The 26979-nt window shown below is 61.2% G+C and carries 29 protein-coding genes; 5 read left to right on the top strand and 24 right to left on the bottom strand.

Annotated elements, in window-relative coordinates; translation table 11 throughout:
• Window positions 1-223: 223 nt before the first annotated feature.
• The 4 genes from ACMFWR_RS28070 to cynR all read right to left on the bottom strand — a co-directional run bounded on the left by ACMFWR_RS28070 (window position 224) and on the right by cynR (window position 4142).
• Entirely contained in the window at window positions 224-1888 is a 1665-nt protein-coding gene (locus tag ACMFWR_RS28070; RefSeq protein ID WP_413195649.1) for a CHASE2 domain-containing protein, read from the bottom strand.
• On the bottom strand, window positions 1885-2514 hold the full coding sequence (locus ACMFWR_RS28065; RefSeq protein WP_413195648.1) for an OmpA family protein: 630 nt from the start codon (window positions 2512-2514) through the stop codon (window positions 1885-1887). Before ACMFWR_RS28065 ends, ACMFWR_RS28070 begins: the two co-directional genes overlap by 4 nt.
• The gene (locus ACMFWR_RS28060) at window positions 2511-2993 is read right to left on the bottom strand and encodes a FecR domain-containing protein (protein ID WP_413195647.1); all 483 of its coding nucleotides are present in this window, start codon (window positions 2991-2993) and stop codon (window positions 2511-2513) included. The genes ACMFWR_RS28065 and ACMFWR_RS28060 overlap by 4 nt, the downstream gene beginning before the upstream one ends.
• 243 nt (window positions 2994-3236) lie before the next feature.
• Window positions 3237-4142: a transcriptional regulator CynR gene (gene cynR, locus ACMFWR_RS28055; RefSeq protein WP_413195646.1), complete on the bottom strand. Its 906-nt coding sequence runs from the start codon at window positions 4140-4142 to the stop codon at window positions 3237-3239.
• Window positions 4143-4268: 126 nt separating this feature from the next.
• Between cynR and ACMFWR_RS28050 the strand changes: the two genes are divergently transcribed.
• Together ACMFWR_RS28050 and cynS are read left to right on the top strand one after the other, a co-directional pair.
• A complete protein-coding gene (locus ACMFWR_RS28050; protein ID WP_413195645.1) occupies window positions 4269-4928 on the top strand; it encodes a carbonic anhydrase in 660 nt (219 codons plus the stop codon).
• 81 nt (window positions 4929-5009) lie between these two features.
• Window positions 5010-5480: a cyanase gene (gene cynS / locus ACMFWR_RS28045; protein WP_413195644.1), complete on the top strand. Its 471-nt coding sequence runs from the start codon at window positions 5010-5012 to the stop codon at window positions 5478-5480.
• A gap of 102 nt (window positions 5481-5582) precedes the next feature.
• Here cynS and ACMFWR_RS28040 read toward each other — a convergent pair whose 3' ends face one another.
• The 5 genes from ACMFWR_RS28040 to ACMFWR_RS28020 form a co-directional block, all read right to left on the bottom strand.
• Window positions 5583-6566 carry a phytanoyl-CoA dioxygenase family protein gene (locus ACMFWR_RS28040; protein ID WP_413195643.1) on the bottom strand — a complete coding sequence of 328 codons (984 nt, stop codon included), beginning with the start codon at window positions 6564-6566 and terminating at the stop codon, window positions 5583-5585.
• Window positions 6567-6689: 123 nt separating this feature from the next.
• On the bottom strand, window positions 6690-7364 hold the full coding sequence (locus ACMFWR_RS28035; RefSeq protein WP_413195642.1) for an amino acid ABC transporter permease: 675 nt from the start codon (window positions 7362-7364) through the stop codon (window positions 6690-6692).
• Window positions 7361-8092, bottom strand: a complete 732-nt coding sequence (locus tag ACMFWR_RS28030; protein ID WP_413195641.1) for an amino acid ABC transporter permease — start codon at window positions 8090-8092, stop codon at window positions 7361-7363. The genes ACMFWR_RS28035 and ACMFWR_RS28030 overlap by 4 nt, the downstream gene beginning before the upstream one ends.
• Before the next feature lie 84 nt (window positions 8093-8176).
• Entirely contained in the window at window positions 8177-8995 is an 819-nt protein-coding gene (locus ACMFWR_RS28025; protein ID WP_413195640.1) for an ABC transporter substrate-binding protein, read from the bottom strand.
• Window positions 8996-9120: 125 nt separating this feature from the next.
• A complete protein-coding gene (locus ACMFWR_RS28020) occupies window positions 9121-9984 on the bottom strand; it encodes a TauD/TfdA dioxygenase family protein (protein ID WP_413195639.1) in 864 nt (287 codons plus the stop codon).
• A 439-nt stretch (window positions 9985-10423) separates the two neighbouring features.
• Between ACMFWR_RS28020 and ada the strand changes: the two genes are divergently transcribed.
• The 3 genes from ada to ACMFWR_RS28005 all read left to right on the top strand — a co-directional run bounded on the left by ada (window position 10424) and on the right by ACMFWR_RS28005 (window position 12615).
• Window positions 10424-11500 (top strand): bifunctional DNA-binding transcriptional regulator/O6-methylguanine-DNA methyltransferase Ada, encoded by a 1077-nt coding sequence (gene ada / locus ACMFWR_RS28015; protein ID WP_413195638.1) that lies wholly within the window; start codon window positions 10424-10426, stop codon window positions 11498-11500.
• Window positions 11501-11794: 294 nt separating this feature from the next.
• A complete protein-coding gene (locus ACMFWR_RS28010; RefSeq protein WP_413195637.1) occupies window positions 11795-12058 on the top strand; it encodes a hypothetical protein in 264 nt (87 codons plus the stop codon).
• Window positions 12059-12180: 122 nt separating this feature from the next.
• Window positions 12181-12615 (top strand): GNAT family N-acetyltransferase, encoded by a 435-nt coding sequence (locus ACMFWR_RS28005; RefSeq protein WP_413195636.1) that lies wholly within the window; start codon window positions 12181-12183, stop codon window positions 12613-12615.
• A 121-nt stretch (window positions 12616-12736) separates the two neighbouring features.
• On the opposite strand, the gene ACMFWR_RS28000 is transcribed toward ACMFWR_RS28005, so the two are convergent.
• The 15 genes from ACMFWR_RS28000 to ACMFWR_RS27930 form a co-directional block, all read right to left on the bottom strand.
• A complete protein-coding gene (locus ACMFWR_RS28000) occupies window positions 12737-13051 on the bottom strand; it encodes a hypothetical protein (RefSeq protein ID WP_413195635.1) in 315 nt (104 codons plus the stop codon).
• Window positions 13052-13139: 88 nt separating this feature from the next.
• Complete coding sequence (locus ACMFWR_RS27995) at window positions 13140-13982, bottom strand: hypothetical protein (RefSeq protein WP_413195634.1); 843 nt, start codon at window positions 13980-13982, stop codon at window positions 13140-13142.
• A gap of 26 nt (window positions 13983-14008) precedes the next feature.
• Window positions 14009-14632: a lytic transglycosylase domain-containing protein gene (locus ACMFWR_RS27990; RefSeq protein WP_413195633.1), complete on the bottom strand. Its 624-nt coding sequence runs from the start codon at window positions 14630-14632 to the stop codon at window positions 14009-14011.
• Between the two features lie 7 nt (window positions 14633-14639).
• The gene (locus ACMFWR_RS27985; protein WP_413195632.1) at window positions 14640-16166 is read right to left on the bottom strand and encodes an OmpA family protein; all 1527 of its coding nucleotides are present in this window, start codon (window positions 16164-16166) and stop codon (window positions 14640-14642) included.
• 1 nt (window position 16167) lies between these two features.
• A complete protein-coding gene (locus ACMFWR_RS27980; RefSeq protein WP_413195631.1) occupies window positions 16168-16683 on the bottom strand; it encodes a hypothetical protein in 516 nt (171 codons plus the stop codon).
• A 372-nt stretch (window positions 16684-17055) separates the two neighbouring features.
• Window positions 17056-17784, bottom strand: coding sequence for a TadE/TadG family type IV pilus assembly protein (locus ACMFWR_RS27975; RefSeq protein ID WP_413195630.1), 729 nt, complete (start codon window positions 17782-17784; stop codon window positions 17056-17058).
• A complete protein-coding gene (locus ACMFWR_RS27970) occupies window positions 17777-18139 on the bottom strand; it encodes a DUF192 domain-containing protein (protein WP_413195629.1) in 363 nt (120 codons plus the stop codon). The genes ACMFWR_RS27975 and ACMFWR_RS27970 overlap by 8 nt, the downstream gene beginning before the upstream one ends.
• Window positions 18136-19017 carry a type II secretion system F family protein gene (locus ACMFWR_RS27965; protein ID WP_413197369.1) on the bottom strand — a complete coding sequence of 294 codons (882 nt, stop codon included), beginning with the start codon at window positions 19015-19017 and terminating at the stop codon, window positions 18136-18138. The genes ACMFWR_RS27970 and ACMFWR_RS27965 overlap by 4 nt, the downstream gene beginning before the upstream one ends.
• A gap of 5 nt (window positions 19018-19022) precedes the next feature.
• Window positions 19023-19871 carry a type II secretion system F family protein gene (locus ACMFWR_RS27960; RefSeq protein WP_413195628.1) on the bottom strand — a complete coding sequence of 283 codons (849 nt, stop codon included), beginning with the start codon at window positions 19869-19871 and terminating at the stop codon, window positions 19023-19025.
• Between the two features lie 13 nt (window positions 19872-19884).
• Window positions 19885-22113 (bottom strand): ATPase, T2SS/T4P/T4SS family, encoded by a 2229-nt coding sequence (locus tag ACMFWR_RS27955; RefSeq protein ID WP_413195627.1) that lies wholly within the window; start codon window positions 22111-22113, stop codon window positions 19885-19887.
• Window positions 22114-22157: 44 nt separating this feature from the next.
• Window positions 22158-23888, bottom strand: a complete 1731-nt coding sequence (locus ACMFWR_RS27950) for a type II and III secretion system protein family protein (protein WP_413195626.1) — start codon at window positions 23886-23888, stop codon at window positions 22158-22160.
• 133 nt (window positions 23889-24021) lie between these two features.
• Entirely contained in the window at window positions 24022-25041 is a 1020-nt protein-coding gene (gene cpaB, locus ACMFWR_RS27945) for a Flp pilus assembly protein CpaB (protein ID WP_413195625.1), read from the bottom strand.
• Window positions 25042-25063: 22 nt separating this feature from the next.
• Window positions 25064-25255, bottom strand: coding sequence for a hypothetical protein (locus tag ACMFWR_RS27940; RefSeq protein WP_413195624.1), 192 nt, complete (start codon window positions 25253-25255; stop codon window positions 25064-25066).
• Window positions 25256-25271: 16 nt separating this feature from the next.
• Window positions 25272-26096 carry a hypothetical protein gene (locus ACMFWR_RS27935; RefSeq protein ID WP_413195623.1) on the bottom strand — a complete coding sequence of 275 codons (825 nt, stop codon included), beginning with the start codon at window positions 26094-26096 and terminating at the stop codon, window positions 25272-25274.
• The gene (locus ACMFWR_RS27930; RefSeq protein WP_413195622.1) at window positions 26093-26968 is read right to left on the bottom strand and encodes a hypothetical protein; all 876 of its coding nucleotides are present in this window, start codon (window positions 26966-26968) and stop codon (window positions 26093-26095) included. The genes ACMFWR_RS27935 and ACMFWR_RS27930 overlap by 4 nt, the downstream gene beginning before the upstream one ends.
• Window positions 26969-26979 lie beyond the last annotated feature (11 nt).

The raw sequence follows: 26979 nt of genomic DNA, 5'->3' as shown, positions 1-26979 counted from the left end.
TCAACGCTCCAGGTTTGTCGCACAGACGCATCGCTTGAACGGGTACGCCTGCAATTAGAAATAATGCTCGCCCATCCGATCCGAAAGCATGCGAATCGGTGCACAAGCAAGGGACAGCCGATTTATAGCCCAAGGGGTGTCGGACTTTGTGTCCCAATGTATCCGCGGGCGCGATCGATACAAATCGATTCAAACTGCCCACAGACAGATACGGGGGAGGGGGTTATGCGGACTTCTTGTCAGGCGCGTCGGCCATGTGAACGACATCGTGTGCGACGTCGTAGTCCACCCCGTTTGCGGCTTCGTATACCGCGTCGTGCGTCGCCTCATGGGCCGATGCATATGCAGCATCATGCCCTGCATCCGGCCCTGATTGCAGACCGGCTTTTGTTGTGGTTTCCATCGGGGGCGCATCGTTGGCAAGCAAGGCCGTCGAGAAGAAGCAACCCATCACGGCCGAAAGAATAATGAAAATCGAGGCCGCGTCGACCAGCAAGCCGAAGTACCTGAACAGCAGGATGCAGCTATAGAGCGTCAGAAGATTAAGCGAGATCCCCATGATCGCCGAGGCCTTCGGGACCGCTCGCGCAAACCTTGCAAGCCGCGAGTCCGTGCGCGGCAGATACCAGATGATGAGCAAGCCGAACGCCATGATGAATGCACACTCGGCCGATTTGAGCCAGGCCGGACGCCTGAGATATCGGCCTTCGAAAATCGATTCGATCACCTGCGCCTGGATCTCGATGCCGGGCACCAGTTCGCCGAGCACCGTCGTACGCATGTCCGTGAGTCCGGAACCTGTGAGGCCAACGAGTACGAGCTTGTTGTGAAGACGATCCGCGTCGACTCTGCCCAGTAACACATCGCGCGCCGAGACATAACGGTTCGCGGTCAGTCCGATCGACGCGAAGTGCAGCCAGTAATCGCCATTGGCCTGCGTCGGAACCCGCACATCCGCCACGCCGACTGCCGTGACGCCCGACTTGTTCGCATAGACATCGAGCGCAGGTGATCCCGTCGCGATGCGCAACATCTCGAGCGGCAGGCTCGGCACGAGTTTGTCGCCGAGGCCCATGACCAGCGGGATCTTGCGCACGGTGCCCTGCTCGAGTGCCACGTTGAGCATCGCCTGACCATGCGCGGCGGCCTGTAGCTCGGGCAGGCTCGCAATCACGAAATTGAATCGCTGCACCTTGTCGAGCGGATCGACCCCGTGCACGAGCACCGGCGCGCTGCGCATATCGGTGCTCGTGCCGAACGCTGCATGATCGAACGCCGCCGCACCGAGGATCGAGGGCGACGCACGTAGTGACTGCGCGAGCACGGCTTCGTGACTCGGCAACGCGCGGAGTCGATCGGCAAGGTCAGACGCCGACGCGGGCAGATTGTCGGCGACCTTGTCGGGCGATGTCTGATCGGGCTCGGGCATATAAATGTCGAGCCCGATCGCGACCGGCTTCATTGCCGCGATCGCATCGATGAGTGTGGCGAGGCGATTGCGTGGCCACGGCCATTGCCCGAGTTCGGCAAGTGTTCTGTCATCGATCTCGACGATCGTGACAGGCTGCGAAGCCGGTATGCGCGGGAAGCGTCGCTGATAGTGGTCGAACAGTAACTGGCGAGGCGCACCGAAGGAATCGATCAGCAGATTGTCGAGCGTGCCGAGAAACGCCAGGTGCGACGTGCTACGCGACACGTCCACACGCGGCAGCTCGCTGCATACGTTAAGAAGACTCAAGCCGAACAAAATGACAAGTGCAACCGGACGCCCGCGCCCCGCCCGAAGCATGTACTTGAGCATGGCGAGACACGATGCGCAGTAGCGTTTCATGTTGTCGACGACCACCGAGGGCCAGTCACCCGCCCGGGAGCGATCCGCGCCGCTCATTGAATCGTGATGACGACACGGCGATTGGCCTGATTAGGCACACCGTCAGCGGTGTGCACGACCGGTTCACGCTTGCCGCGCGCAGCGGTCTCGATCTGCTGGGCGGGAATGCCCGCTTTGACGAGGAACGAGGCGACTGTCTTCGCGCGGCGCAGCGCAAGCTGGTCATTGAAATCGTTGGAGCCGGCAAGATCGGTATGGCCAACGACCGTCAAATGCGGTGCCGGCCACGTCGCAAGCACCTCCTTGAGCTGGCGCACCGTCGCAGCCGACTCCGGCGCCAGCTCCGTCGCCGAGTCGAACACGAAGTTGATCGTAAAGGTCGTCGGGCGCGGCGGTTGTGCGGCAAGCAGCGGCGCATAGTGTGCCTGTACGTCGGCCTGCGTACCGGCCGTCGCTTCGATATCACCGCCCTTGTCGACGCTTGCCACCGTGTACGCCTTGTCGAGCACTTGCGTCTTGTTGGCGCTCTTGACGACCACGCTACCGACCGAGCCATCCGGGTTCGGCAGCAGCGTAACTTTGTCAGGGACAGATTTACATCCGGCGAAGATAGTTAGCGCGACAACCAACGTGATGGTGCCGGCGCGATTCAGAACGTCATTTGGCGGAGGATTGAAGCTCAACGCGCCCCCTCCCCATCGCCACCGACCTCGATGATGAATTCGGTTCCGCGCACGCCCAGCGTGGTGGTCGGCGTGCTGTAGTGCACCGAGTCCGGATTGGCTTTGGCAAGCTTGCCGTCGACGACCGCAAGCGATCCATGCCGGATGGTTGCGTCGAGCGTGCCGTCGTACGTCGTCGTATTGAACGCGAAACGATTGAGTTCGAGAACGGAATTGGCACCCTCGGTGAGCAGCGTATCGTCACGTAGCGTGATCCCAACCGATGATTCAGGTCCGGTGACGACGCGATCGCTGCTGAAGACCTCGCTGCCGACGTTCACATCGACATTCTGTCCCGCTCGTTCGATGTGCACCGCGCCCTTGCTCGTCTTGACGACACCGATATGGTCGGAGGCGATTGCGCTGGCAGCCGTGAGAAGGCCGCTCGCCACCATCAATGCGGATCGGAACAACGCAGTCCTGAAGGCTTCGCTACGCATAGGTGACAACCCTGAAAGCGCGCCGGAATGGACCGCACGATCACTTCGCCAGGTGCAATGCAGGGCTTCTGTGCGCGCCCTTACGACCGGTTGCGAACTGATGCGACCTCGACACGCGGTTGCGGGCGATCAAGCGCCGCCCCTGACGCGACAGAGTCTTGCCAAACGAACTTCGAAACCGATCCGTCGGAAAACCGAACGGCCGTATCGGTGATCGACGTGAGAATAGGGTGTCAAACCTTATCACTCCGTGCGCTTCCGCGCATACCGGTTCGCGCTCTCCTCATGGGCGAGTGCGATCAATGCGCTCGCAGCCGCGCTGCGGTAAGCCCCTTTTCTAAGCAGCAGCGACGCGGTCCGCGAAGGCAGGGCCGGTCGGATGTCGATGAGCTGAAGGTCGGGATGCTCACGCGTGACGGCGGAGGGCAGCAACGTCGCAAGCTTGCTCCGTCGAACGATTTCGATGACGGCGCTAATCGAATTGACCTGCATGGCAATGCGCGGCGCGATGTTGTGCTGCCTGCAATAGCGGTCGACGTAGTGACGCGTGGCGAATTCCTCGTTGAGCAGGACCAGAGTCTCGCTCTCGAGATCGCGAATGGTCAGCGCGCCAGCTTTTTTAGCGCGCGGATGCGATTTGCCGACAACCAGTCCCAATGACTCGACAAAGAGCTTCTGAACTTCGATATCGGGCGAACGCACATCGTCGAACGCAATGCCGAGATCAAGCGCATCTTCTGCGAGCAACACTTCCATGCGCTCCTGCGGCATTTCGACGATATCGACGACGATGTTCGGGTAGCGCGAGTGGTAGTGCTCGAGCAACGGCCCGATCAGATAGGCCGTGAACGTCGGCGTCATCGCAAAGCGCAGCGTGCCGCGGCTCAGATCGTGGACATCGTGAATTGCACGCTGGCCTTCGTCGAGATCCCTCAGCGCTTTGCTCGCATAGCGTGCGTAGGCCTCGCCGGCATCGGTCAGATGAATGGTGCGGCCGGAACGGTCCAATAGGTGGACACCCAAAGTGTCCTCGAGCTGCCTGATCTGTTGCGACAACGTAGGCTGCGACACATGCAGCGCCTCGGCGGCACGCGTGAAATTACGGTGTTCCGCGACGGCAAGGAAGTAGCGGATGTGACGGAGCAGCATGCGACGCCTCGTTTGAACTATTGGTCCGACCTATAACAAGCATAGCAAACCGGTCTTTGACACTATAGTTCACGCAGCGCATTCTTCGCTCAACGGTTCCCGACCTACACACCGATGGAGCAAGCGATGCGAGACATCATCGACGGTTTTCTGAAGTTCCAGCGCGAAGCCTTTCCGCAGCGCACGGAGCTCTTCAAGCAACTGGCTACGAGCCAGCATCCCCGAACGCTGTTTATCTCGTGCTCGGACAGCCGGCTCGTGCCGGAACTTGTCACGCAGCGCGAACCCGGCGATCTGTTCGTGATCCGCAATGCCGGCAACATCGTGCCGTCCTACGGCCCCGAGCCGGGCGGTGTGTCCGCGACGGTCGAATACGCGATCGCAGCGCTCGAAGTGACCGATGTCGTGATCTGCGGCCATTCGGATTGCGGTGCCATGACAGCCATTGCGACGTGCAAGTGCCTGGATCACATGCCCGCCGTGCGCAACTGGCTGCGCTATGCCGACTCGGCAAAGGTCGTCAACGAAGCGCGCGAGCATCAAAACGAACGCGCTCGCGTCGATTCGATGGTCCGCGAAAACGTGATCGCACAGCTCGCCAACATCAAGACACATCCGTCGGTACGGCTCGCACTCGAACAAGGCCGCCTCGCCTTGCATGGTTGGGTCTACGACATCGAGACCGGTTCGATCGACGCCTTCGACGGCGCGCACAACCGATACGTCTCGCTCGCCGAGCATCCGGACACGTGCGCTGTTCCGGCTCGCCTCGGTCTCGCTGCCTGAACGTTTGTTTTTGAGCCCTTCTTTTTTGAACGCTTATCTTCGAAGGCCTGCCTTCGAACCCTCGCCCAACGGAGCTTTACCATGACGCAAACGCAAGTTACCCAAGCCCCTCGTCAGTCGCTGACCGACGTCATCATGGACGCCAAGATTCGCAAGAACCTGACGTTCGAAGAAATCAACGAAGGAACGGGACTGAGCCTCGCGTTCGTGACGGCGGCATTGCTGGGACAGCATCCACTGCCGGAAAGCGCCGCCAAAAAGGTCGCTGAAAAACTGGGGCTCGACGACGACGCCGTGCGTCTGCTGCAAACGATCCCGCTGCGCGGCAGCATCCCCGGAGGCGTGCCGACGGATCCGACGATCTACCGCTTCTATGAAATCGTGCAGATTTACGGCACGACCCTCAAGGCACTCGTGCATGAGAAGCTCGGCGACGGCATCATCAGCGCGATCAATTTCAAGCTCGATTTCCAGACCGTCGACGATCCCGAAGGCGGCAAGCGCGCGATCATCACACTCAATGGCAAGTATTTGCCGACCAAGCCCTTCTAAGGCGCATACGCCAGCGAGTCGCTCCTCGCCGCTGCGATACGCAGAGGATGCGGCTGGCCGATCCAGAGGCGCCGAATGCACGATGTATCCGGCGCCTTCGGCTTATTCCTCGATCGCTTCCCACGACCGCGCGCCGAGAATCTTCTCGCCAAGCGGTGTCAGCACCGAGTGCGGATAGCGCGTCTTTTCCCAATTCCGCGGATCGCCGGGGAATGCAATCCCCGAAGGCGGCTCGATCTTGCGCCACGACTCGACGCGCCAGTCGCGCATCTGCGGCAACGATTCGTTGGCCGGCCCGAACGAAATGTACTGGGCGAGACGAACCTTGTCGGTCGACGTGTTCGGACGAATGCCGTGCGCCAGTAAGCTATTGAAAATCAGCAGATCGCCGGCCTTCATCGGCACGAAGCGCACCGGATAGGGAACGGTGTTGAGATCGGGCTGCCACGGGTTGCGATCTTTCGGCGCGGAGGCACGCCAGGCGTTCATGTTCTCGAACAACTCCGGGATGCACTGAAACCCGCCGCTCTCTTCGCTCGTATCCGACAAAGCAAGCACACCCTGACAATTGACCGGTAACGGATCGAGCGTCGTATCCGAATCCCAGTGGATAAATCCGCCGAATTTGCGTTTACCCGCGTTAGGCGGATTGAGGTTCGCACGATCGATCGTCACCCAGAGCCGTTCGTCGTCCCAGACGTCGACGAACGCGTCGTAGACACGCGGATACATGCGGTTATCCCAGAGCGTCTGGTGATGGTAGACCTCGACCATGCCGGCGCCGCCAATCTCTTTCATTTCGTGCGGGCGCAGCTCGGTCTTGTCCCAGGTCGAGCGATCGTCGGGATCCATTTCCTGGAATTCCCAGAGAAATCGCACGGTCCGCTCGACGTTTTCGCGCGGGACTGCGTTGTGCACGATCACATAGCCATAGCGCTGCCAGTGCGCAAAGTCCTCCGCGGACAGCACACGCAATGGCAGCTTCTTGCGAATGTCGCGAAGCTGTTCCCATCCGTCCGAGAACACCGAGTAGTTGCCGGGCTGGCGATCCTTTTTCCAATCCGTGACGGTCGACGCGTCGCTCATGGCTGTCTCCTATGTCGTTATCGTGCTAAATGACAATAGGCCTACAACGCCTCACCGCGATAATTTGTTTTATTTATTTCGGATCCCGGCATAAATACCGTGTCTATGCTGCATGTGCGTCAGTTACTTCCGCATCGCCAGGGCTCGACTCGCCACGCCGTGTAACGCCGAACACAACACGAGGTAGATCGCCCCGACGAAAAGGAATATCTGTGCGGGATACACGAGCAGCCGGTTGTTAACCTGATTCGCAAGGAAAGTGAATTCAGGCACTCCGACGATATAGGCCAGCGACGTGTCCTTGATCAGCGTCACCCATTGATTGACGAACGATGGCGCCATGATGCGAAGGGCCTGCGGCATCAGCACGTGGCGCATCGCCTGCCAGCGCGTCATGCCAAGCGACAGTGCCGCCTGCCGCTGCCCTTCGCCGACAGCCTCGATACCCGCGAGCACCGCGTGCGAAAGATACGCGCCGCCGATCAGCGCGAGTGCAATGACGACCGTCGCCAGTCCGGGCACATCGACATGCAGCAGGATCGGCATCAGGAAGAAGGTCCAGAAAATCAGCATGAGCACCGGGATCGCCCTGAAAAATCCGATCACGGCCACCAGCAGTGCATGAACCACGCCACGCGTCATCGCCAGTGCGATGCCGCCCGCGAGCCCGAGTGCAGCTGACAGCGCGGCGGACAGGCCCGACATGACGATCGTCAATGCGACGCCGCCCAGCGGTCCGTGCGGGAACGTGCCGAGCAGGAGGTAACGGAGTGTCGGAAACCATTCGGCGGTGCTCATGCCCGGCCCCCTTGCGCCGACGTCGCGCCGTAGCGTTGCCACAGCACGAGCATGACCTCGATGACCGCAATGGTGGCAATATAGAGCACCGTCGCCACGCCGAACGCCTGAAAGGTCTTGAACGTCTCGGTGTCGACCTGACGCGACATATACGACAGTTCGGCAAGCCCGACCGCCATCGTCAGCGACGAATTCTTGATCGCATTCATATACTGCCCGGCCAGCGAAGGCGTCGCGATGCGAATCGCCTGCGGAAGGATCACGTACCGGAACGCCGCGAGCGGCGTCAAACCGAGTGCCGCCGCCGCGTGATATTGCCCTGCGCGGACACCACGAATGCCTGCGCGGAATTCTTCGCTGATGAAGGCCGTTGTATAGCACGTGAGCCCGATCCATCCCGCAACGAATTCGAACGGCGGCCAGACGAGATCGAGCAGGCCCAGATGCAGGATGTGGCGTGTATTGAGCCACGTCATCCAGTCTTGCGGCAGGAGGGCAGCCGCGCCGAAGTACCAGAACAGCAGTTGGACGAGTAACGGCGAATTACGGAACACAAGGACGTAGGCTGCTGCGAGTCGTGCCACCGCAGTCCGCCGGGCATTGCGCATCATGGCGAGCCCGAATCCAGACAACGTCGCCGCGACACAGGCGGTGAACGACAACACGAGCGTCATCAGAAACCCGTGCCACAACCACGCCATGTACTTCGGCTCAAGCCACGCTTCCATACTGTCCTTCACTGCTTTGGATATTCAATAGCAAAAGCAGCCTGCCATCGATAGACGGCAGGCTGCATCGACAACGATATACGTTTAACTCTTTTGCGGATCGCCGATCTTGAACAGACGCGGCAGCGGGGCCTTACTCGTGGGCCCGAACCACTGGTCGTAGATCTTTGCGGCCGACCCGTTCGATTCGAGACCCGTCAGCGTCTCGTTGACGGTGTTCAGCAGACGCGTTTCGCCCTTGGGTACTCCAACGCCTTCATAGTCGTTCGAGATCGTGAACGGCGAGATCTCATAGTTCCCCTTGTCGGGTGCATTGGCGAGCAGTGCGACGAGCTTTGGACCGTCTTGCGTGATCGCCTGTACATTGCCCGTGCGAAGTGCCGCGAACGCGAACGGTGTGTCGTCATAGGCCACGATCGTCGCGCCCGGGAATTGCGCTCGGACTTGCTGCTCGTTGGTCGTGCCTTTGTCGGCACCGATGCGCAGGCTATTGAGCTGATCCGCCGTCTTGAGCACGCCCTTCTTTGAAATGAATTGCGTGCCCGATGCGAAGTAGGGGGTACTGAAATCGACTTCCTTCTTGCGTTCGTCCGTGATCGTGAAGTTCGCAAACACGAGATCGACCTTGCCCGATTTCAGGAACGCGATCCGGTTAGCCGGATTCGTCGGCTGGATTTCGAGCTTGACGCCCAGCTTGCTCGCTACCGCGCGTGCATAGTCGACATCGAGCCCGACGATCTCATTGCTCTTCGGATCGACGAAGCCAAACGGCGGATTACTGTCGAACGTGGCAACGCGCAACACGCCAGCCTTCTTGATGTCGTCGATGCGATCAGCATGAGCAAGGCTTGAGGCAGCGAGCAGCAGTGTGGCGGCGATGGCGCCGAGTTTTGTGATTTTCATTTTGGAAGCCCGTAGTGCGTGTGTTGGTGCGAACATCGACTCTAGCAACGGGGCATTCCTCGTCGAACCATTTAATTGTCAATTGTTAATACGGCGGTTTCATATAGGCAACGCTATTTCGCCGCCTAAAACGGCGTGTCGCCTTCCACCGTGGTCCGGTAGAGCTTGCGCCGCAAGTGGTCGGGGCAACCCGCCGCGAGGTGCTGCACGGAACGGTTATCCCAGAAGACAAGATCATGGTCCCGCCATTGATGGCGATAGACGTATTCGGATCGAGGGATGTAGGTGAACAATTCGCGCAACAGGTCGGCGCTCTCGTCCTCGGGCAGATCCACAATGCGAGTGGTGAAATGCTCGCTCACAAAGAGCGCCTTGCGCCCCGTCTCCGGATGCGTGCGTACAACAGGCTGCACGACCGGCTTGACCTCGGCGACCTGCTCGGCGGTCAGGTTCGGCCGCCACGGATTGCGCTGCTGCAGCTCAGCGTAACGCGCCAGATACGTATGTTCGGCACGAAGACCTTCGATGCGCTTGCGCAGGGTTGCCGGCAATTCTTCCCAAACCCGATGGACGTTGGAAAACAACGTGTCGCCGCCTTCCGCAGGCAATTCCTGGGCATGGAGCAACGAGCCAAGGCTCGGCTGTTCCTTATAGGACAGGTCCGAGTGCCAGAAATGGCCGGCATCTCCGAGCCCGATCGGCTGGCCGTTTTCCTTGATGTTCGAGACGATCAGCATCTCCGGATAGCCCGCCAGCTGAAACTGCCGAAGCACGTGAATCTGTAGCGGGCCAAAGCGCCGGCTGAACGCGATGTGTTGTTCGGGGGTAATACGCTGATCGCGAAACACGAGCACATGGTGGTCGAGGTGCGCGCGGTGAATACGCGCAAACGCCTCGTCGCTGAGCGGAACGCCCAGATCCAGACCAATGACCTCGGCGCCCAAGGGGGCGTCGAACGCGCGAATCTCGATGTCAGTGCTGACAGCCATGTCCATTCTTTTGTCAGGGGGATAAGGCAGGGCTAAAAGCCCAACGCAACGTATCAATGTAGTCGTGCGGTCCGCTCATCTCAACCAAGGAAATGGAATATCCATATGTAAGAAAGCGCGACACCATGTTGCCCCCTATGACACGCAATACCCTGGCACGTGGGCAAGATCATTACATCGGCAGCCGGACGCCGGCCTCACGCCTGGCGCCGGAATTCAACCGCAAGCACCGGAGTTTGCCCAATCCCGCTCGTCAATAGACTGTCATCACGGTTCTTCTTTCGGGTGACACATCATGACAACGCGTGCATTCCAGGCGGCTCAATCCGCCGCTCGTCCGGCAACTCCACCGGCGGCCCAATCCACAGCCCGACCCGTGCCCTGTCCTGCGGCCCGGGTCGAATCTGCTACTGTGATCGAACACTTCGGGATCTCCACCATGGCTTCGACCCTTCGGCCTGATTCGCCTTACGCAAGCGACGACGCGCGCTGGGAGGCTATCGCCGCACGCGATGCGCGGGCCGACGGGCATTTCGTCTATGCGGTACGCACGACGGGTGTGTATTGCCGTCCGAGTTCGTCCGCGCGCTTGCCCAAGCGCGAGAATGTCGAATTCTTTCCTTCAGCCGAGGCCGCCGAAGCGGCAGGCTATCGCGCGAGCCGGCGCGCCCATGGCGACCAGACCAGTGCCGCGGCGGAACGCGTGGAGCTTGTCGCTCAGGCATGTCGCATCATCGAATCATCGGAAACACCGCCGAATCTTGATGCGCTCGCGCATCACGCAGGCATGAGCCCGTTTCATTTCCATCGGGTATTCAAGGCGGAAACAGGTCTCACGCCCAAGGCCTACGCGTCGGCGTATCGCGCACGCAAGGTCCGTGAGGAACTCAGTGCGCCCGATGCGTCCGTCACGGATGCCATCTATGGCGCGGGGTTCAATTCGAACAGCCGGTTCTACGAGACGTCCGACCAAATGCTCGGCATGCGGCCGCGCGACTACCGGGCAGGCGGTACCGGCGCGACGATTCACTTTGCGGCTGCCCAATGCTCACTCGGTGCCATCGTCGTCGCACAGAGCCAACGCGGGATTTGCTCGATTCTGCTTGGCGACGATCCGGATGCACTCGTGCGCGAGTTGCAGGATCAGTTTCCAAAGGCCAACCTGATTGGCGGCGACACGGGCTTCGAACAGCTCGTCGCTCAAGTCATCGGCTTTATCGAGGCGCCGCAAATCGGCCTGAATTTGCCGCTCGATGTGCGAGGCACGGCGTTTCAGGAACGCGTGTGGCAAGCGTTGAGAGAGATCCCGCCAGGCACGACGGTCAGTTACACCGATATCGCCGAGCGCATCGGCTCGCCCAAGGCCGTGCGCGCCGTTGCACAGGCCTGCGGTGCCAACCCTATTGCCGTGGCGATCCCATGCCATCGCGTCGTGCGACAAGACGGCGACCTCGCAGGCTATCGCTGGGGTGTGGACCGCAAACGCGAGTTGTTACGGCGCGAAGGCAAGGATTGAGTCGCATATCGCGTGCATCGATGCCCGCAGGGTGTCGATGCACGGACATACGCGCACATACGCGCGTCAATTCACGTGGCTTGCACTGGGTACTTATTCATCCTGTCCCGCTGAGTGCCGGTCAGTCGTATCAACGAGATCAATATTTCCCGATTCATCCGAAGCGAAGACTGAATTTCTGCGTTAGGCCCGCGCGACTCTCGTCAATCTCCGCCCTTTTCTCCTCAGTGCCATCGTTCGTTGCCTTGGAACGGCCCTTGCGCGCAAGAAAGGTACGACCACTTGGAGATCATCATGACTACCTCTTCTAACGTGACATCGCGGACCCCGCAGACCCCGGATTCGAAGCCGGCACAACGCACTGACAACGGCCCAGCGAAATCGCGAAGCGAGCGCACTTATCATCCCGATCCCACTGCGCGCCCGATCCCGTCAGGCGCCGATCCAATGGACTACAAGCGCCCTCATCCGGCAAATAAGCCGGTTCGCGACGATCAGAGCGCCGACCCGCCACATGGCGATCAGATCCGGCACGTCAGCGACGATGCCTTTGACTAACAACCCGCTCGACGATCCTCGATCGAAGTCTGGCAACGCCTTGCAGCGCGAACCCAAACCTGACTCGAACTCATTCCTGATACGCTGTGCGCTTCGCACAACCCTATCGCAATGAGTTCGACGTGATCACCCTTCGGCCCATGACTCTCGGCGACTATGACGCCGTCATCGCTCTCATGCAGCAAACTCCGGGTGTCTCGATCCGGGACGCCGATTCGCGCGAGGCCGTGGGCCGATACCTGTTACGCAATCCCGATCTGAGCTTTGTCGCCCTGTCCGGTGATGATTTCATCGGTTGCATCATGTCCGGACATGACGGGAAACGAGGCTATCTACAGCATCTCGTCGTGCTTCCCGCCTATCGTCGACAGGGCATTGCGAGTTCGCTCGTTCAGCGCTGCACTGAGGCGCTTCGCGCTCACGGCATTGAGAAGTTTCATGTCGACGTGCTCAAGACCAACGGCCCGGCAGCGGACTATTGGGTCGCGCAGGGGTGGAAACTGCGCACGGACATCGACCGCTATTCGTTCATCCCAAGCGGCAACGCTAACGCGTAACGAACGCCGGCTCAATCGGTCAGGCGCGAAGCGAAGCGTGGGTATCGCTTCGCGGAGCCGAGTATCGAATGTGAACCGTATGCGACGACTCGCGTTCGGCACTGACATCGCGCCTACATCATTACTTGAGATTCATCTCCGCGCACGCCGCTGTTTTCTGCGTTTCGTACTCTTTCGGATCACGATTCTTCATCTCGACGTAGCCGGTCACGGTCTTTTGCGCTTTCTGCCAGCCGAGCTGCCAGTCAGCTTCGAAATTCGTGTCCTGCGCAAACTTCTTCTTCGACGAGTCCTTGTACTTCGATACGGTGCCCGCATCCACGCCGCACACATCCGTCGCGACACGCGCATTCGAGCCCGCGAACTGAACGCCGGTCGCGGCGAGCTTCTGCATTGCGTCCTGATTCTGTGCGAACGCCGGTTGCACACTGAGCATCAGCGAAGCACCAGCTATCGCCGCAGCACATGCCGTCGAAAATACGGTTCGTTGTGTCGACATCGAGATCGTCCCGGTGAAGTTGAAATTAGTGCAGTGTGCTGACCACCAACGCAGTCGGCCGACCATTGAGCGTCATGTCTTCCCGCAGCACCAATCCGGCCGCCGGGCAGAAATGATCGACAACATGTGTGACCGTCGTGAGATTGGTCGTGCGGCTCATCATTTGCACGTTGTTCGCTTCGATCTTGCGATCGTACGAAACGGGCCAGCAAGCAAACTTACCCATGGCGGTGTCGAGCTGCTCCTGCTTGCCGACCTGCTTGTCGGTCGTGGTTGTCACGATCCTGGCCGCCGACATCGTGCCGATTTGCGCACCGGATTCCGTCAAGTTACCTGACATCGATCCCTCGCTGTGCATGCCGGGAAGACGTTGCCCCTCCCCCGTGATTTCGCCGACGTAACTCAGCATACTGGCCGTTGTCTGGCCCGTGACCGAAGCGGTGAGTGCACCCATACCCGCCTGTCCTTTCATGCCGCCCGCTGTGTTCTCCACCTCGGTGTGCGCCTTGCTGCTCGCGATCTCGAACTTGACGTCGCTTTCGCTCTGCATCGACTGACCACCCACCGACATCTGCGTCTTCGCGTGCATGACCCCACTGCAATTATCCGCATCACGTTTGGTGAATTGCGTGACGGAGAAGTCCGTTGAACGATGCCCGGGCGATGTCGTCAATGTGAAACCTCCGCCCGTGTGCATCCATGGCGCGTCGCAGGTCGCCGCCGCATGCGCGTGAGACACCGCGAGCGCGCAGGCCGCTGCGACGAGCATGGCCCATGTCGGGTTCGCACGTCGTGCAACCCGGTGCCCGGTACGTGACGCCGTCGTGCGAGCCGCGTGGTTGCGAAATGTCTTAGCGCTGATGTCCATGAGATGTTCTCTTTCGATGCGGGTATTCATTGCGCGCGCTCGTCACGGGCACTCCGGAACCGCGCGTATTGCGACAACACTTGCGGCACGTAGGCACGCGTCTCGGCAAAGGGTGGTATGCCACCGTATGCGCGCACATTCGCTTCGCCTGCGTTATACGCTGCCAAAGCATACGACACATTACCGGCGAAGCGGTGTATCAGTGCCCCGAGATAAAACGTGCCTGCGGCAATGTTCTGCACCGGATCCGCGACATTCGACACGCCCAGGCGGCTCGCCGTGGCCGGCATCAGTTGCATCAATCCGCGCGCACCGCGCGGCGACGTCGCATCCCGATTGAAGCCCGATTCGACCTTGATGACCGCCGCCACCAGCGACGGGTCGACATTCGCCATCGATGATGCGGCGTCAATGATCGGCGCCACGGATGCGTACCCGCATTGCGCACAGATGGAATCGCGATGGAGCGGGACCGAAAGCGTCGCACGCGCGGCGTCCGGCGCATGCCCGGCAATGACCGTCACGCCCGTGTTCAAACGCGTCGGATTCGACCCGCCAACGATATAGCTGATCCCGCCCGCGTACGCCGGCATGCCGCTTAACGAAAGCGCCGATATCAGCGCAAACGGAGCGACATGCCGGCAATTCACGTCGGCCTCACTGCTTGACGAGTTCGACGCGGCGGTTCTGCGCGCGCAACGCGTCGGTCGTGTTCGGCACCAGCGGCTGAGTCGAACCATATCCCTTGGCCGTCAACGTACTGCTCACGCCGGCTTGCTTCAGGTAAGCGACAACAGCCTCGGCCCGTGCCTGCGACAACGCCACATTGTGCGCATCGCTTCCGGTCGTATCCGTGTGTCCCGCGACCTCGATCTTCCAGTCGCCGTGCGATTTGAGCAGCGCGGCCATCCGGTCGAGCACAGGCTTCGCATCGGCGCGCAGCGTGCTCTGATCGAGATCGAAGTTGACGCCGTAGAGCTGCACATGCCCGGTCTGCTCAAGCTGCGATGCGACCGGATCTTCCGCCTTGCCTGATGCATTGCAACTCAGCTTGGTCGGCCCCACCGACGTGCCCGCGCCTTCATCGACATTCGAGAACGCATGAGCATCGCCATGGAACAGCGCCGAAAACACCTTTTTCCCGTCGGGACTGAACACCATGATGCCCGGTGTGCTGGCATTCGCTTGCTGGTCGTTGCGCATAAAGCGCAGATAGCCGCCCTGCTCGATGCCACCGACGATCGTACCGAGCACCTGTCCGACGTGCACGGCGTTGCCACCGTCCTGCGCGGACTCGAAATAGCAGCCTTCGACGCCGGCCCCGTTCTGCTCCAGCAACACATAGCCGCTCGAGCCGAAATTCAACGGGAAGTGATAGAGACCCGCCACGTGACGAACATCGGGTGCTGCACCCGGTGTGCCCAAGGCGGAGAAACGACTGAGCCCGACGCCGTACGGCGCATCTTGCGGTGATGAAGACAGCGTCAGCCGCAGGAAGCCCGCCGTCACCGGCTCCTTGAGCGTTGCGCGCACGGTCACACCCTGCCGGACAGTCGCCGCATCGGGGAAGTCCGCGTCGTAGGCCACGCTCCACGGTCCACTCGCCGCCTGCGTCGAATATTCGACCTTGATGTGGTGCGGCGTGACTTGAATCTGAGGGCTGCTCGTAAAAGCAAACGACGTGATGCGGGCCTGCCCCGGCAATGCGAGCACCAATGCGTAGGGGTTCTGGTTCACCTGAATACCGGGCGAGTCCGGCACGCCGTCCACGAGGCGGAACCAGTCGTCGCTAGTCTGACCCACGGCGAATGCACCCGCCGTCAGGCTCGCAACGTCGACCTCGGGCGTTTTCCCGGTGGTGTCCGCATCGGCCGCGGACGAACCCGAGGCCGTCGCGCCATTGGGTGCTTCATTTGATGCGCCATTCGCCGGGTCAGCCGCTGAGCCGGGCGTTGCGCCGGCTGCGCCGGTACTCGCCATCGGCGTGGGTGCCGCTGCGGATGCTGCCGCACCCGCCGTCGCGCCCGATGCATCGCTTGCTTGGGTGGGCGCGCTCGCGGAACTGGACGCCGCGTCATCGTGCTTGTGATGGCAACCGGATAACAGCAACGCCGTCATCGCCGCCGCGACCGTGAACCGGGTCGCACACCCTCTTTGTTGTTGGAATCGGACCGTGAAACTCAATTCATTGGGCTCCTGATTGCTGGCTGCGCGTAAGCATATCTATTTCATCGAGGTCTGTGCGTATCCGAGCCTGCAACTGATTCAATTGGTTACGATTTGCTCCGTTTCGCTTGCCGTCGTCGAACGACTTGAGCGCGTCCTTGAGATCGGCCTGAATATGAGCCCGGCGCGCGTTGATCATCCGATGCGCGCTGTTATCCGCCTCTTCGTTGGGTGTGCCATCGGCGTTCAGCAGATTGGCACGCAGACGATGGTCTCCCCGCAGATCATCATCCAGGGGCCCTGCGTAAGGCGTTGGCAAGCTTGCGTTCATGGTCGACGCGGCCTTTGCTGCGAGGCCCTGGGTCGGCGCGACGACCTTCATTCCTGAAGGATCCATCTGGGTACGGCTCGCCTCTCCTGCTTCGGCCGCGGCTGCAACGTCGGAAGTCGTGGGCGGAGCGACGGCGGCCACTGTCGCGGTCGCTGGGTTGGCGACCGGCGTCGGCTTGACTGTCCTGGCCGTGATGATTTCCACACCCTCCTCATGCAGCACAGTCACCGACGTGAGGCCACTTGGCGGGATCGACGGCGTAGCACCATGCACCGAAGGCGAAGGTACGTTGGCATTTGCAGCCGAGGCCGCGGGCTCCCTGCGCACCGAAGTACGAGGAGACGGTTGCGCTGGCGTCTGGGCTGGCGCCTGGCCCGCTGATTGAGCCGCTGATTGAGCAGCAGCTTGAGCCACTGACGGGCGCGCTGATTGGACCGCAGATGGGCCCACCGTTTGAACAGACGCCTGAGCGAACGCACAGGGCAACCCGACCATGAAGCAAGCCGCGGCTATCAGGCAGCGACCGAGCCAACGGGTTCGGACAACCCTCGCATACCGTACCGACGCGCTCAATTGTCACCCTCCCTGATACGGTGACTGCATGCGCACGATGGCCTCCGATTCGAGCGGAATTCGAAAGTCACCCGAAGCCGTCGAATACGCATAACACCCATTGGCCTTGACCGGTAAATTCAATCCGTTCGTTTGCCCGGTCGAGTAGATATTACTGATGCCATTCACCAGCGAGAAAATGACCCGATTGATAAACGGCACGTACAGGTCATAACAGTAGGTGACGCTGATCTTGAGCAGATTGGCATCCTGGATCGACATCCCCGAACTCGAACCTGCCGAGGTGTTGCGATACATCAGCGTGTCGTTCGGGATTTCGCGAACGGTCTTGCCAGCGTAGTACTGCGTGCGGCCGAAGTCGGACATCGCGGCCGGCGTCGGGTTGATGACCGTAAGCTGCGTGACGCCCGGATTGCGCGCCTCGACGATGGCTTTGAGCACGGCGGCCTGCTGGGTCGTCAGTCCGGTCGAATGCGCGAACAGCGGAGCGATGCCTCGCCCGAAGCCGTTAAGCATGGTCGACTTCTGGCCGTTGCCCACGGCACCCGCGCGAGCGGCCATCAACGTGGCGTAGTTGACCGTGCTGCGCGCCTGGTACAGCAAACCAAACTGAATCAGCCCGAGACACAGAAGCAAGAGCACCGGCATCGCGATGAGAAACTCCACGGCCGACTGTCCGCGTTGTCGCGAGGCGGGCTTGCGTCGGAGAACCCGTGCAAAGACATCAGGCATGAACGCGCTCCTCGCTATCGATGCTGAGCTGATCTCCACGGCGCAGCCCGAGCGACGCGCTACGCCCGGCGCGCAATTCCAGGGCGGCACTTGCACGCCAGTGCCCTCGCAGGCGTCCCGGCCGCACGCCCGCATGAATGGCGAGCACGCGATCCGAACGATCGAGAAAAACCACGTCAATGGGCTCACGCATAAAGTACGTGTGGACGGAGTTGCACGGCCGGATCAGCAACGCATCGCGCTCCGCGATCGGCGTTCTGCCCATCCAGCCCTTGAGACGATCGAGCATCGAGGCGGTGACCTCGAGGTCGAGCGCAAGCGGTTCACCTTGCGCACGAACGCGGCCCGCAATCACAGCAACCCCTGCTGAACGAATTTCATGACGATCGGAAAGCCGAGCACGATAAAGGTCACAGGAAAGATGAACACCACGAGCGGAAAGATCAGCTTCACAGGCGCTTCCATGGCTTGTTTTTCGGCGCGCTGAAAGCGTTCGGTACGGCGTTGCTCCGACTGGAAACGCAAGGTCATCGCGAGCCCCCCGCCCATGCGCTCCGCTTGCACCACCGAACTCACGAAGTTCGTGACTTCCTTAACCTGGAGCCGCTCGTCCATGCGTCGCAGTGCATCGGCCCGCGGCAGACCCGATTTGAGATCGCGCAGCACGTGCTCGAACTCGCGCTTGAGCGGCCCTGCGGGGCCCTTGGCCACCGCCTGCATCAGTGCGCCATTGATATTGAGCCCCGCCTCCATGCTCAGCGTCAGGAAGTCGAGATACACCGGCAAGTGTTTTGTGACCTGCCTGACCATGCGCGCCCGGATATCGCGCAGCCACAGCCGCGGCAGGAAAAAGCCCAGCGCACCTGCAACCAGCGGGAACAGCAGGCTGTCCATCTGAAGCCAGTGTGTGACAAGCACCGCCATCGCGACGGCGATGCTCATCGCCACCAGCGACAAAGAAATGAATTGATTCGCCGACAGCAGATAGCTACGCCCCGTAAGCTGAAGCTGAATTTCCACGCGACGCACGATCGCGGGCGGGTATATCCGCCCGAAATGGAAATCGACAAAGCGCACCAGCGGCCAGAGAATGCGCAGCGGCGTTGACAAAGGATCGAGAAACTCACGGTTCTCGCCGGGTACGCGCGAACCCAGCGTCGACAGCGAGCGCAGGATCACCACCACAAAAAGGATGATCCCGAGCGAGAGCGCAAAAGCGATGGCGAGGAACATGGCGTTCATACGTCGATATGCGTGATCTTGCGGATCGCCTTGTAGCCGAGAAACTCCATGACGAAGATCACGGAGAGCGTGGCCCAGCCAACGGGCTGATTGAAGAGCGGCTCCATGGCCACCGGCTCCATATGACTCAATACAACCATCAGGAACACGGGGAGCAGCGTCATGACCCAGCCTTGTGCCTTGCCCTGCGCAGTCAGCGATCGGATCTTGCCTTCCATTTGCTGCTTCTCGCGCAAGGTGCGTGCGACCGTCTCGAGCGTTTCAGCCAGATTGCCGCCGACCTCGCGCGAGATCGAAATTGCGGCCGTCGCCATCAGGAAGTCCTGCATCGGAATACGCTTTTCCATATGGGAAAGCGCATCGCCCATGTCGACACCGAGGCGGACTTCGCGGATCAGCAGCGCGAGTTCCTGCGAGATGGGCGGGCGTGTTTCCTGTGCCGCGCTTTCGAGTGCAACCGGAAAGCTCGCGCCGGCGCGCAGCGCACTCGCGACCATCAACAGCGCATCGGGCAACTGCTTCTCGATCTGTAGCAGACGGCGCGTCTGAATGCGTTTGACGAGAAAACGTGGCGCAAGCAGGCTCAACGGCACTGCCGCGGCCGTGAACACAACGTTCTGGCTCACGACATAGACCACGAGCGGAATCGCGACAACCGCGAGCGCGCTCATCGCGGCAACCTGCTGCGTGTTGATAAAGATAAACAGGTCGGCGAGGTTCGAGCCGACTTCATTGCCGACGCGCGCGGACCGCCGCACGAACCATGTCTTGCCCTGGGACACCACCGCCCACGACACGAGCGTCAACACCAGAAAGGTCATGCCCATCATCAGTGCGGTATTCATCGTGTCGCCCTCGTTAGCCCGCGAAGATCGATGTATCGACGGTAATGCCACGCCGAATCAGGTCTTGATAGAAGTCCGGCACATAGCCGGTCGAGTGGAATGTGCCTTGCACGCGTCCGTCGTCGCCGTATCCGGTTTGCTTGAAGACAAACACGTCCTGCAATTGCACCGTGCCCGACTCGATGCCGCTGACTTCGGTGATATGCGTAACGCGCCGCGTTCCGCACGAGAAGCGGGTCTGCTGGACGATCAGGTCGACCGCCGACACCACCTGTTCGCGAATCGCGTTGACCGGCAAATCGAGCCCGGCCATCAGCGTCATCACTTCGAGACGTGACAGACAGTCACGCGGCGAATTCGCGTGAGCCGTTGTCAGCGAGCCGTCGTGACCCGTGTTCATTGCCTGCAACATGTCAAGTGCCTCACCGCCACGGCACTCGCCGACGACGATGCGGTCCGGGCGCATCCGCAATGTGTTCTTGACGAGGTCACGGATCGACACGGCACCCTTGCCCTCCATGTTTGGCGGGCGCGCCTCGAGCGACACGAGATTGCTTTGCGTCAGCTGCAATTCGGCCGCGTCTTCGACCGTGACGATCCGTTCAGAATCGGGGATGAAGTTCGACAACACATTGAGCAGGGTGGTCTTGCCTGAGCCCGTGCCACCCGAGATCACGATATTCGCGCGGCGCTCGACGGCGACGCGCAGGAACGCCACCATCTGCGGAGACAGCGATCCGAAGCGAACCAGGTCTTCACCCTGAAGCTTGCGCTTGGAGAACTTCCGGATCGTGATGTTCGGGCCCTTGAGCGCCAGCGGCGGAATCACGGCATTCACACGCGATCCGTCCTTGAGCCGCGCGTCGACCATGGGCGAGCTTTCGTCGATACGACGCCCAAGTGGCGCGACGATGCGCTCGATGGCGCCGAGCACGGCCTGATCGTCGGTGAAGATCGTGGCCGACGCGCTCAACTGCCCTGCGCGTTCGATAAAGATCTCGTTGTACCGGTTGACCATGATTTCCGTGATCGTCTCGTCCGCGAGCAATGATTCGAGCGGGCCGAGTCCGATCACTTCGTCGAAGATGCTCTTGAAGAGCACCTCAGTCGGAATATCGGGCGATTCGAAGACCGGGTCCGATGCAAGCACGGAACGCAGCAGCGATCCGATCGTGCTCGACAGTTCGTGCTCGCTCATGCGCGCGACGTTGAGTCGTCGAAGATCGATCGCGGAGATCAGGCGTGAATGACCCGTCTTGCGCAGTTCGATGCCCTCGGGTGTGTTGAGCCATACGACGTCGGGTTGAACGTCGGATGGGGCGGCGGCCTGTGGCCGCGGCGCGGCCGAAGGCGGCGAGGCAGTCACGGGTGGTGCAGGCGGACTGGTCGATGCAGTTGATCCGGGTTGCGCACGCTGTGAGTATTCCGATGACGATGCAGGCCGTGCAGGTGACGACGCAGCACGTTGCGACGGCGGAGCCGATGGCGCCGCGCGCGCTGTCACCGGGGCGCTCGACGTACCGTCACCCGCAACGGCCCGATGCTCGACACCGAGTTCGACCACCGAGCCTCGCGCACCCGCGACAACCGACATGTCATCCGTGCCGGTACGCAACGTTGCACTCGCAACACTCGGGGCCTCTCGCGTCGCAACCGGACGCCATTCCTGAGAGCGATCGCGCAGCGCATCGTGCGGCGCCGATCGTTGTGTCGCTGCTTGCGGATGGGCTCCGGTCACCGGCTTCGTCAGCGAGGCCGCCTGAGCACTCACGGGCATTTCACCGGGCTGCGTGCCGACGAGATGCAGACGATGTGCGTCATGTGCCGAGCGATCCTGCGATGGATGCGCGGGGGCGGCCGCCGAGGTCGAGGTTGCTGCCGAACCCGACGCCGTCGTTGAGCTTGCGTGTGCGGCAACGCCCGAAACGGCGGCGCTTGCAGGCGCGTTGCGCACGACCATCTTGAAGGCTGCGATCTCGATCTGGTCCGTCTCGGTGAGCGGTCCATACGAGGTGATCGGGTTCCCGTTAACGAGCGTCGACGCGATGCCGCCGCGATCTTCGATATACCAATGTCCGTGACGCGATTCGATACTTGCCTGCACCTTGCCGATCAGCAAGCCCTTGAGCACGATATCGCACGACGGGTCCTTACCCAGCGTCGCTCGCGTGCCGAGCGCATAGGCTTGAGTTTTTCCGTCGCGCCCCGTGACTTCGATCTGCACCTGCTGATTCGTTTCCATCGCCTGCCCCACCTTTACGAATTACCGGCTCACAACAAGCCGTGTCAATGCGCCGCACCCCGATCGTCCGAGCCTGGCGTGGCCGCCGGGTTCGAGCGACTGCGCTCGTTCTCTTCCTCTCGGATCGCGTCGCTGCGTCGCTGATTGGCATCGGGCAGCGGGCTCGGATCGCCATATTCCTGCCGGTAATCCGCTCCGATATCCGAGCCGCGCGTCAGCAGGTTCTGATTCGTTTCACTGTCCGTATCGACGACGTAAGGCGTGACGAGCACGACAAGGTCGCTCTTGTTGTTGCGGAAGTCCGTGGACTTGAACAGATGACCCAGCACCGGGATGTCGCCGAGCGCGGGCAGCTTGTCGATCGCCGTGGACGCGTCTGCGCTGATCAGTCCCGCCAACGCAAGCGTTTCGCCCGGCTTGATCGAGAGTTGCGACGTCGTGCGTCGCGTCAGAAACGCCGGGTAGCCCTGAACCTGAACGGTCGGATCGATCTGGCTGATCTCGGTCAGCAGGTCCGTCGAAATCACGTTGTGCGCATCGACCGTCGGTGCGATCTCCAGCTTAATCCCGTATTCCTTGTAGATCACGTCCTGAGCACCAAACCCCGCGGACACCGGAATCGGCACTTCGCCGCCCGACAGGAAGGTCGCCTTGCCGCCGCTGCGTGAATTGAGTTCAGGCGAGGCAAGGATGTAGGCATCACCGTCGTCGACGAGCAGATTGATCTTCGAGAAGATCGACGTCGCGATGCCGAGAAACACGCCACCCGCTGCGCCTGCAGCCTGGCTCGGCGCATTGTCGAACGAGGCCGTACCCGTATCGGGAAACGGCTTGTAGCGACCGGTGCGAATCGCATTGCCTGCGACCGATGCCTGCGGGCCATTGATCTGCTGATCCCACGCGATCCCGAGATTGCGCTCTGCCGTCTTCGAGATTTCGAGGATGTCCATCTTGAAGTGCACGGTCTTCTTGAGCGACGCACCGTCGTCGTCTTCAATCAGGTTCACGACATCAGGCAGCCCTTCGAGCGCATTCTTGACGAGGTCTTTCTGCTCGGGATGCACCTTCCCGCGCACAACGAAACGATTGCCGTCCGCGTCGATATGCAAGTCTTCAACAAAGCCGAGCGAATGCTGAAGTCGCGCAAGCGTCGTCATGCGGTCCTGCGCCGACACGGAAATCTTGGTGCGATAGGCGATACCCGACTCGTTCCAGACGACGAGCGATGTATCACCGGGCGCCTGCGCGAGCAGCAGCAATTGATGGTCGACGACCGACGCATTGATCAGATCGCCATTGCCGACAGCAACGCGCTTGACCTTGCCTTCGACGGGAATCACCCTGACCTCACCCTTGTACAGATAGAGCGTCGAAGGCAGCGCTGTCTGCTGCGACTCGACGACTGGCTCGTCGCCGTCACGTGCGACAGCGGGGCGGTAGACATGTCGTCGCGGAGCCGGTGCGCTGACGATCGGGGCAGACGCTGCGGCAGAGGACGAAGAAGCCAACGCGGTCGAAGCCGTTGCCGCAGCTGATGCGGGCACTGCCGCTTGTGTGGGCGGCGTCGACGACGTTGGGGCTTGCGCAAGCAACATCGGCGAAGCCGAAGACTGCGCCGGCGTCGCATGCGGCGCAGTTGCGCTATCCGCGGTCACCGCGGCCTTCTGCGACTTCGCTACCGGAGTGGCCGCTGCGGGCGCCGATGCCTGAATCGCCCCGCTCACCGCCGGCTCGGATTCCGCATGACCGTGAATGGATGGAATGACGAGACTCATCGCAAATGCGAGTCGGACTCCCCGGATAAGCTGCCCCGCTTTGAAGGGTGGTTCGTTTTTCATTGTTCGACGATGTGTTTTTAATTCTGGTTCGACGCAATCGGCGCAAACGGCTTCGGCTCCCGCGTCATGGCTAGTGCATGTGACCGTTGACCGCGTTCTGGATCTGTTGCATTGCACGCTGCTGCGCATCCGTGAGTGCCGCCATGCGTTGTGCCGTCGTTGGGGCCGGCGCCGCGCTGGCCGTTACGGGCTTGTTCAAGTGCAAATCCAGCTCAGGGCGTGTCGACACGCTGCTATTGCCCGAGCCGCCGACGATGTACTGAATGCCCCCTGCATCCGTATCGCCGAACAACGATGCCTGGACCACGTCGACCGGTGGCGTCGCCGCCTTGTCGGCGCGATTGCGCAGCACCGCACGCAGGGTGCCGACCTTCTGTGCAAGCGCAATGCGGCCAGCCTGATCAGGCGTGACTTCGAGCGTCACACTGTCGTAGCCGCGGCGTTGCTGACCGTCGTCCTGCTGCGCGACGTTTTCGCCGTAGTCACGCGGCCGGATGTCCTGCCCGGTCGCAAGCACGTTGAGGTCCGAAAGCAGCAAATGCGCAGACTGCCCCTCGTTCTGGCTTGACTTGTTGTCGCCATCGGCGGGCTCGGCAATCAGGAACAGATCGATGTGATTGCCCGGCTTGAGCATGTTGTCGGCCGAATTCGTCGTATCGATATCGATGGTCAGCGCACGTGTGCCCGTCTTGAGCATGTCGCTGAAATCGCGCGCCTGGAACGCGGAGATATCGGCGCGCCGAATGGGAGCGCCGCGCTTGACTGGCCTCACAAGCGTCAGGTTCGACAGCGAGTCGAATTCCTCGGCGCGCACCGTGTCTTCGTAGACAAAGTCGGCGGGGACTTCACGCGCCGCGAAGTTTTCGGAGCTGATCGGCACGCCCGGCTTCAGGTCGTTGACGGGCACGAGCACGGACACCTGGTTATGCGCATTCATCGACTCGAGCAGCGACTCGCGCATCGCGGCCTCGCGACCCGACATATAGCGAAACATCCACCAGGTCAGAATGGTCGCAGCGATCACGGCCATGCCCAGCAGCACCCAGGGGTTGTTGATCAGCGTCTGCGTCTTGATTCTCTTTAACATCATGATGAATCACGTTCGGTAAGGGTCAGGGCATGGATAACGAATACGAATACGCGGCGTAAAACGATTTGAATGCGTTGAGCAACTGCGTCATCACCGATCCGTTACCGGCGATCAGCACGATGACCACGAGCAAGACGATGACGACGTACTCGGCATAGGCCTGGCCTCGCTGCGCACGCAGGTCTCGGGCACGGCGGCGCGGCGTCAGCGACATAAGAGTCACCAGAGGCTTATTCTTCGAACGCGACATTGATCACCACCGTTGTTGAGCCTGAGGCCGGAGTGAAAGCGGCATCGAGCCGGTATCCGTTTTTCTGCATGGCCAGCGCATAACCGAATGGCGCGGTGCGCGGACTCGACAGCGCGGGTCCGCCGGATACGGCGTGCCAGCCGTCTCGCGCCAGACGCTCGGCGTATGTCGAAGACGCGTCCGCAGCCGACGCTTCGGGCAGCGTCATCTGCACCGTGCGTGCGACGGTGCCGTTGTCCTGGCTCGTCATGTCGAGCGTCACCTTGCCGAGCGGCAACGGATAGTTTGCGGGCCGCAAGGTACGCGGCAAGGCATTGACCTGACCGAGTGTCATCGCACTGAACAGGCCCTTGACCGGTGAACCCTGATTCGCCGGGATTTGCAGCGTGTAGCTGCATGTGCTCGAAATCGCACTGAGCAGCAGCGTGTGGCCATCGCTCATCACATGCGTCGGCACATGGTGCGCAACCCAATAGTCGCGATACGCGTTCTGTATCTGCTTCGACGACGCATCGATCGTCAACATGGCAGCCTGCGCGGGCACACCGTTAATCGACAGGTCGTGACCCAGCCATTCGACCTTTGCAGCGGTGACCGGCATGGCATCGCATGCACCATCCGCGAAGGCGGGCGTGGACGTGACAGCCGCGCAGACCACGCATGCGAGCATCCCACGCATCGCGAGTCGCACGGCGCCCTGTGCGCCAAGCCCTTTTTCGCACCATGCCTTGAACCGCAACCCATCATGCTGCACGCGTTGCCGGATCACGGTCGTCGGGAGGATCGATTGCGATCGGGTCATCATTTGTTCCCCAGCCGGTCCTGCGGCACGACGTCCGGCTGGATCCGCCCGAGATCGAGCGACGTGATATCGGTGCCGACCGCGGCGAGCGCGTCCAATCCATACTCGATCAACGATCCCTTGGCCGTGGGCACGGCATCGGCAATCATGGCCTTCGCCTTATCGCTGCCATCGGGGGTCCACGAATTCGTGAGCACCACGCTGTGATCGCTGAACGTCACGCCCTTCCACGAAGGCCAGAGCGTCGACAGCGTCGGGTTGTCGTAGGCCATGCGAAGAGACACATTGGCCGACTGCTGATTCTTCACGGGCAGATCAAAACCCGCGCCGATGCCGCTCAGCGTGTCGAGCAAGGCGACGGACTTGTCGGCAACCGTGCCCGTGGTCGATGTCGTGTGACTGACCTGCAGATCGTTGTAGTTGCGCAGCATGTCCTGACCCGCCACATCGCGCCACATGGGCTCGGGCGTCGCGCTCAGTGCATTGCTTGCGCTGTCGTTCGACGAGACTTTCGTATCGTGGCCGAGCACGCGCTGCGCGATCTCGCTGCGAATTTGCGAATCACTCTTCGTATTGGCGCTGCCATAAGTGGGCGACCAGCTCGTGTCGTCGAAGTAAACAGTGCGCTCCCATGCGGCGTAGCGTGACGCCATCAGCGAACGATCGCGCGCATCGCTGAGGTGGCCGATCATGTTCAGTGCGAGGTACGCGACAACGAGCGCGCCACCAGCGATGACGAGGACCTCGACCAGCGCCTGGCCCGACGCATGACGCCCGGAAGCCCGGCCTGGCGATGCGGCGCGAACTTGACTCGGTCGTACCCGCAGTCGGTGGACGAGATCTGCGTGCCGCTCGAAGCGCGCTTGCGTAGGCATGGAAGCCACGG

The organism is Pararobbsia alpina, assembly GCF_965118125.1.
In the GTDB taxonomy this organism is placed as follows: Bacteria; Pseudomonadota; Gammaproteobacteria; order Burkholderiales; family Burkholderiaceae; genus Pararobbsia; species Pararobbsia alpina_A.
The sequence above is the reverse complement of the archived record's forward strand: the minus strand, read 5'-3'. Positions and strand labels throughout refer to the sequence as shown.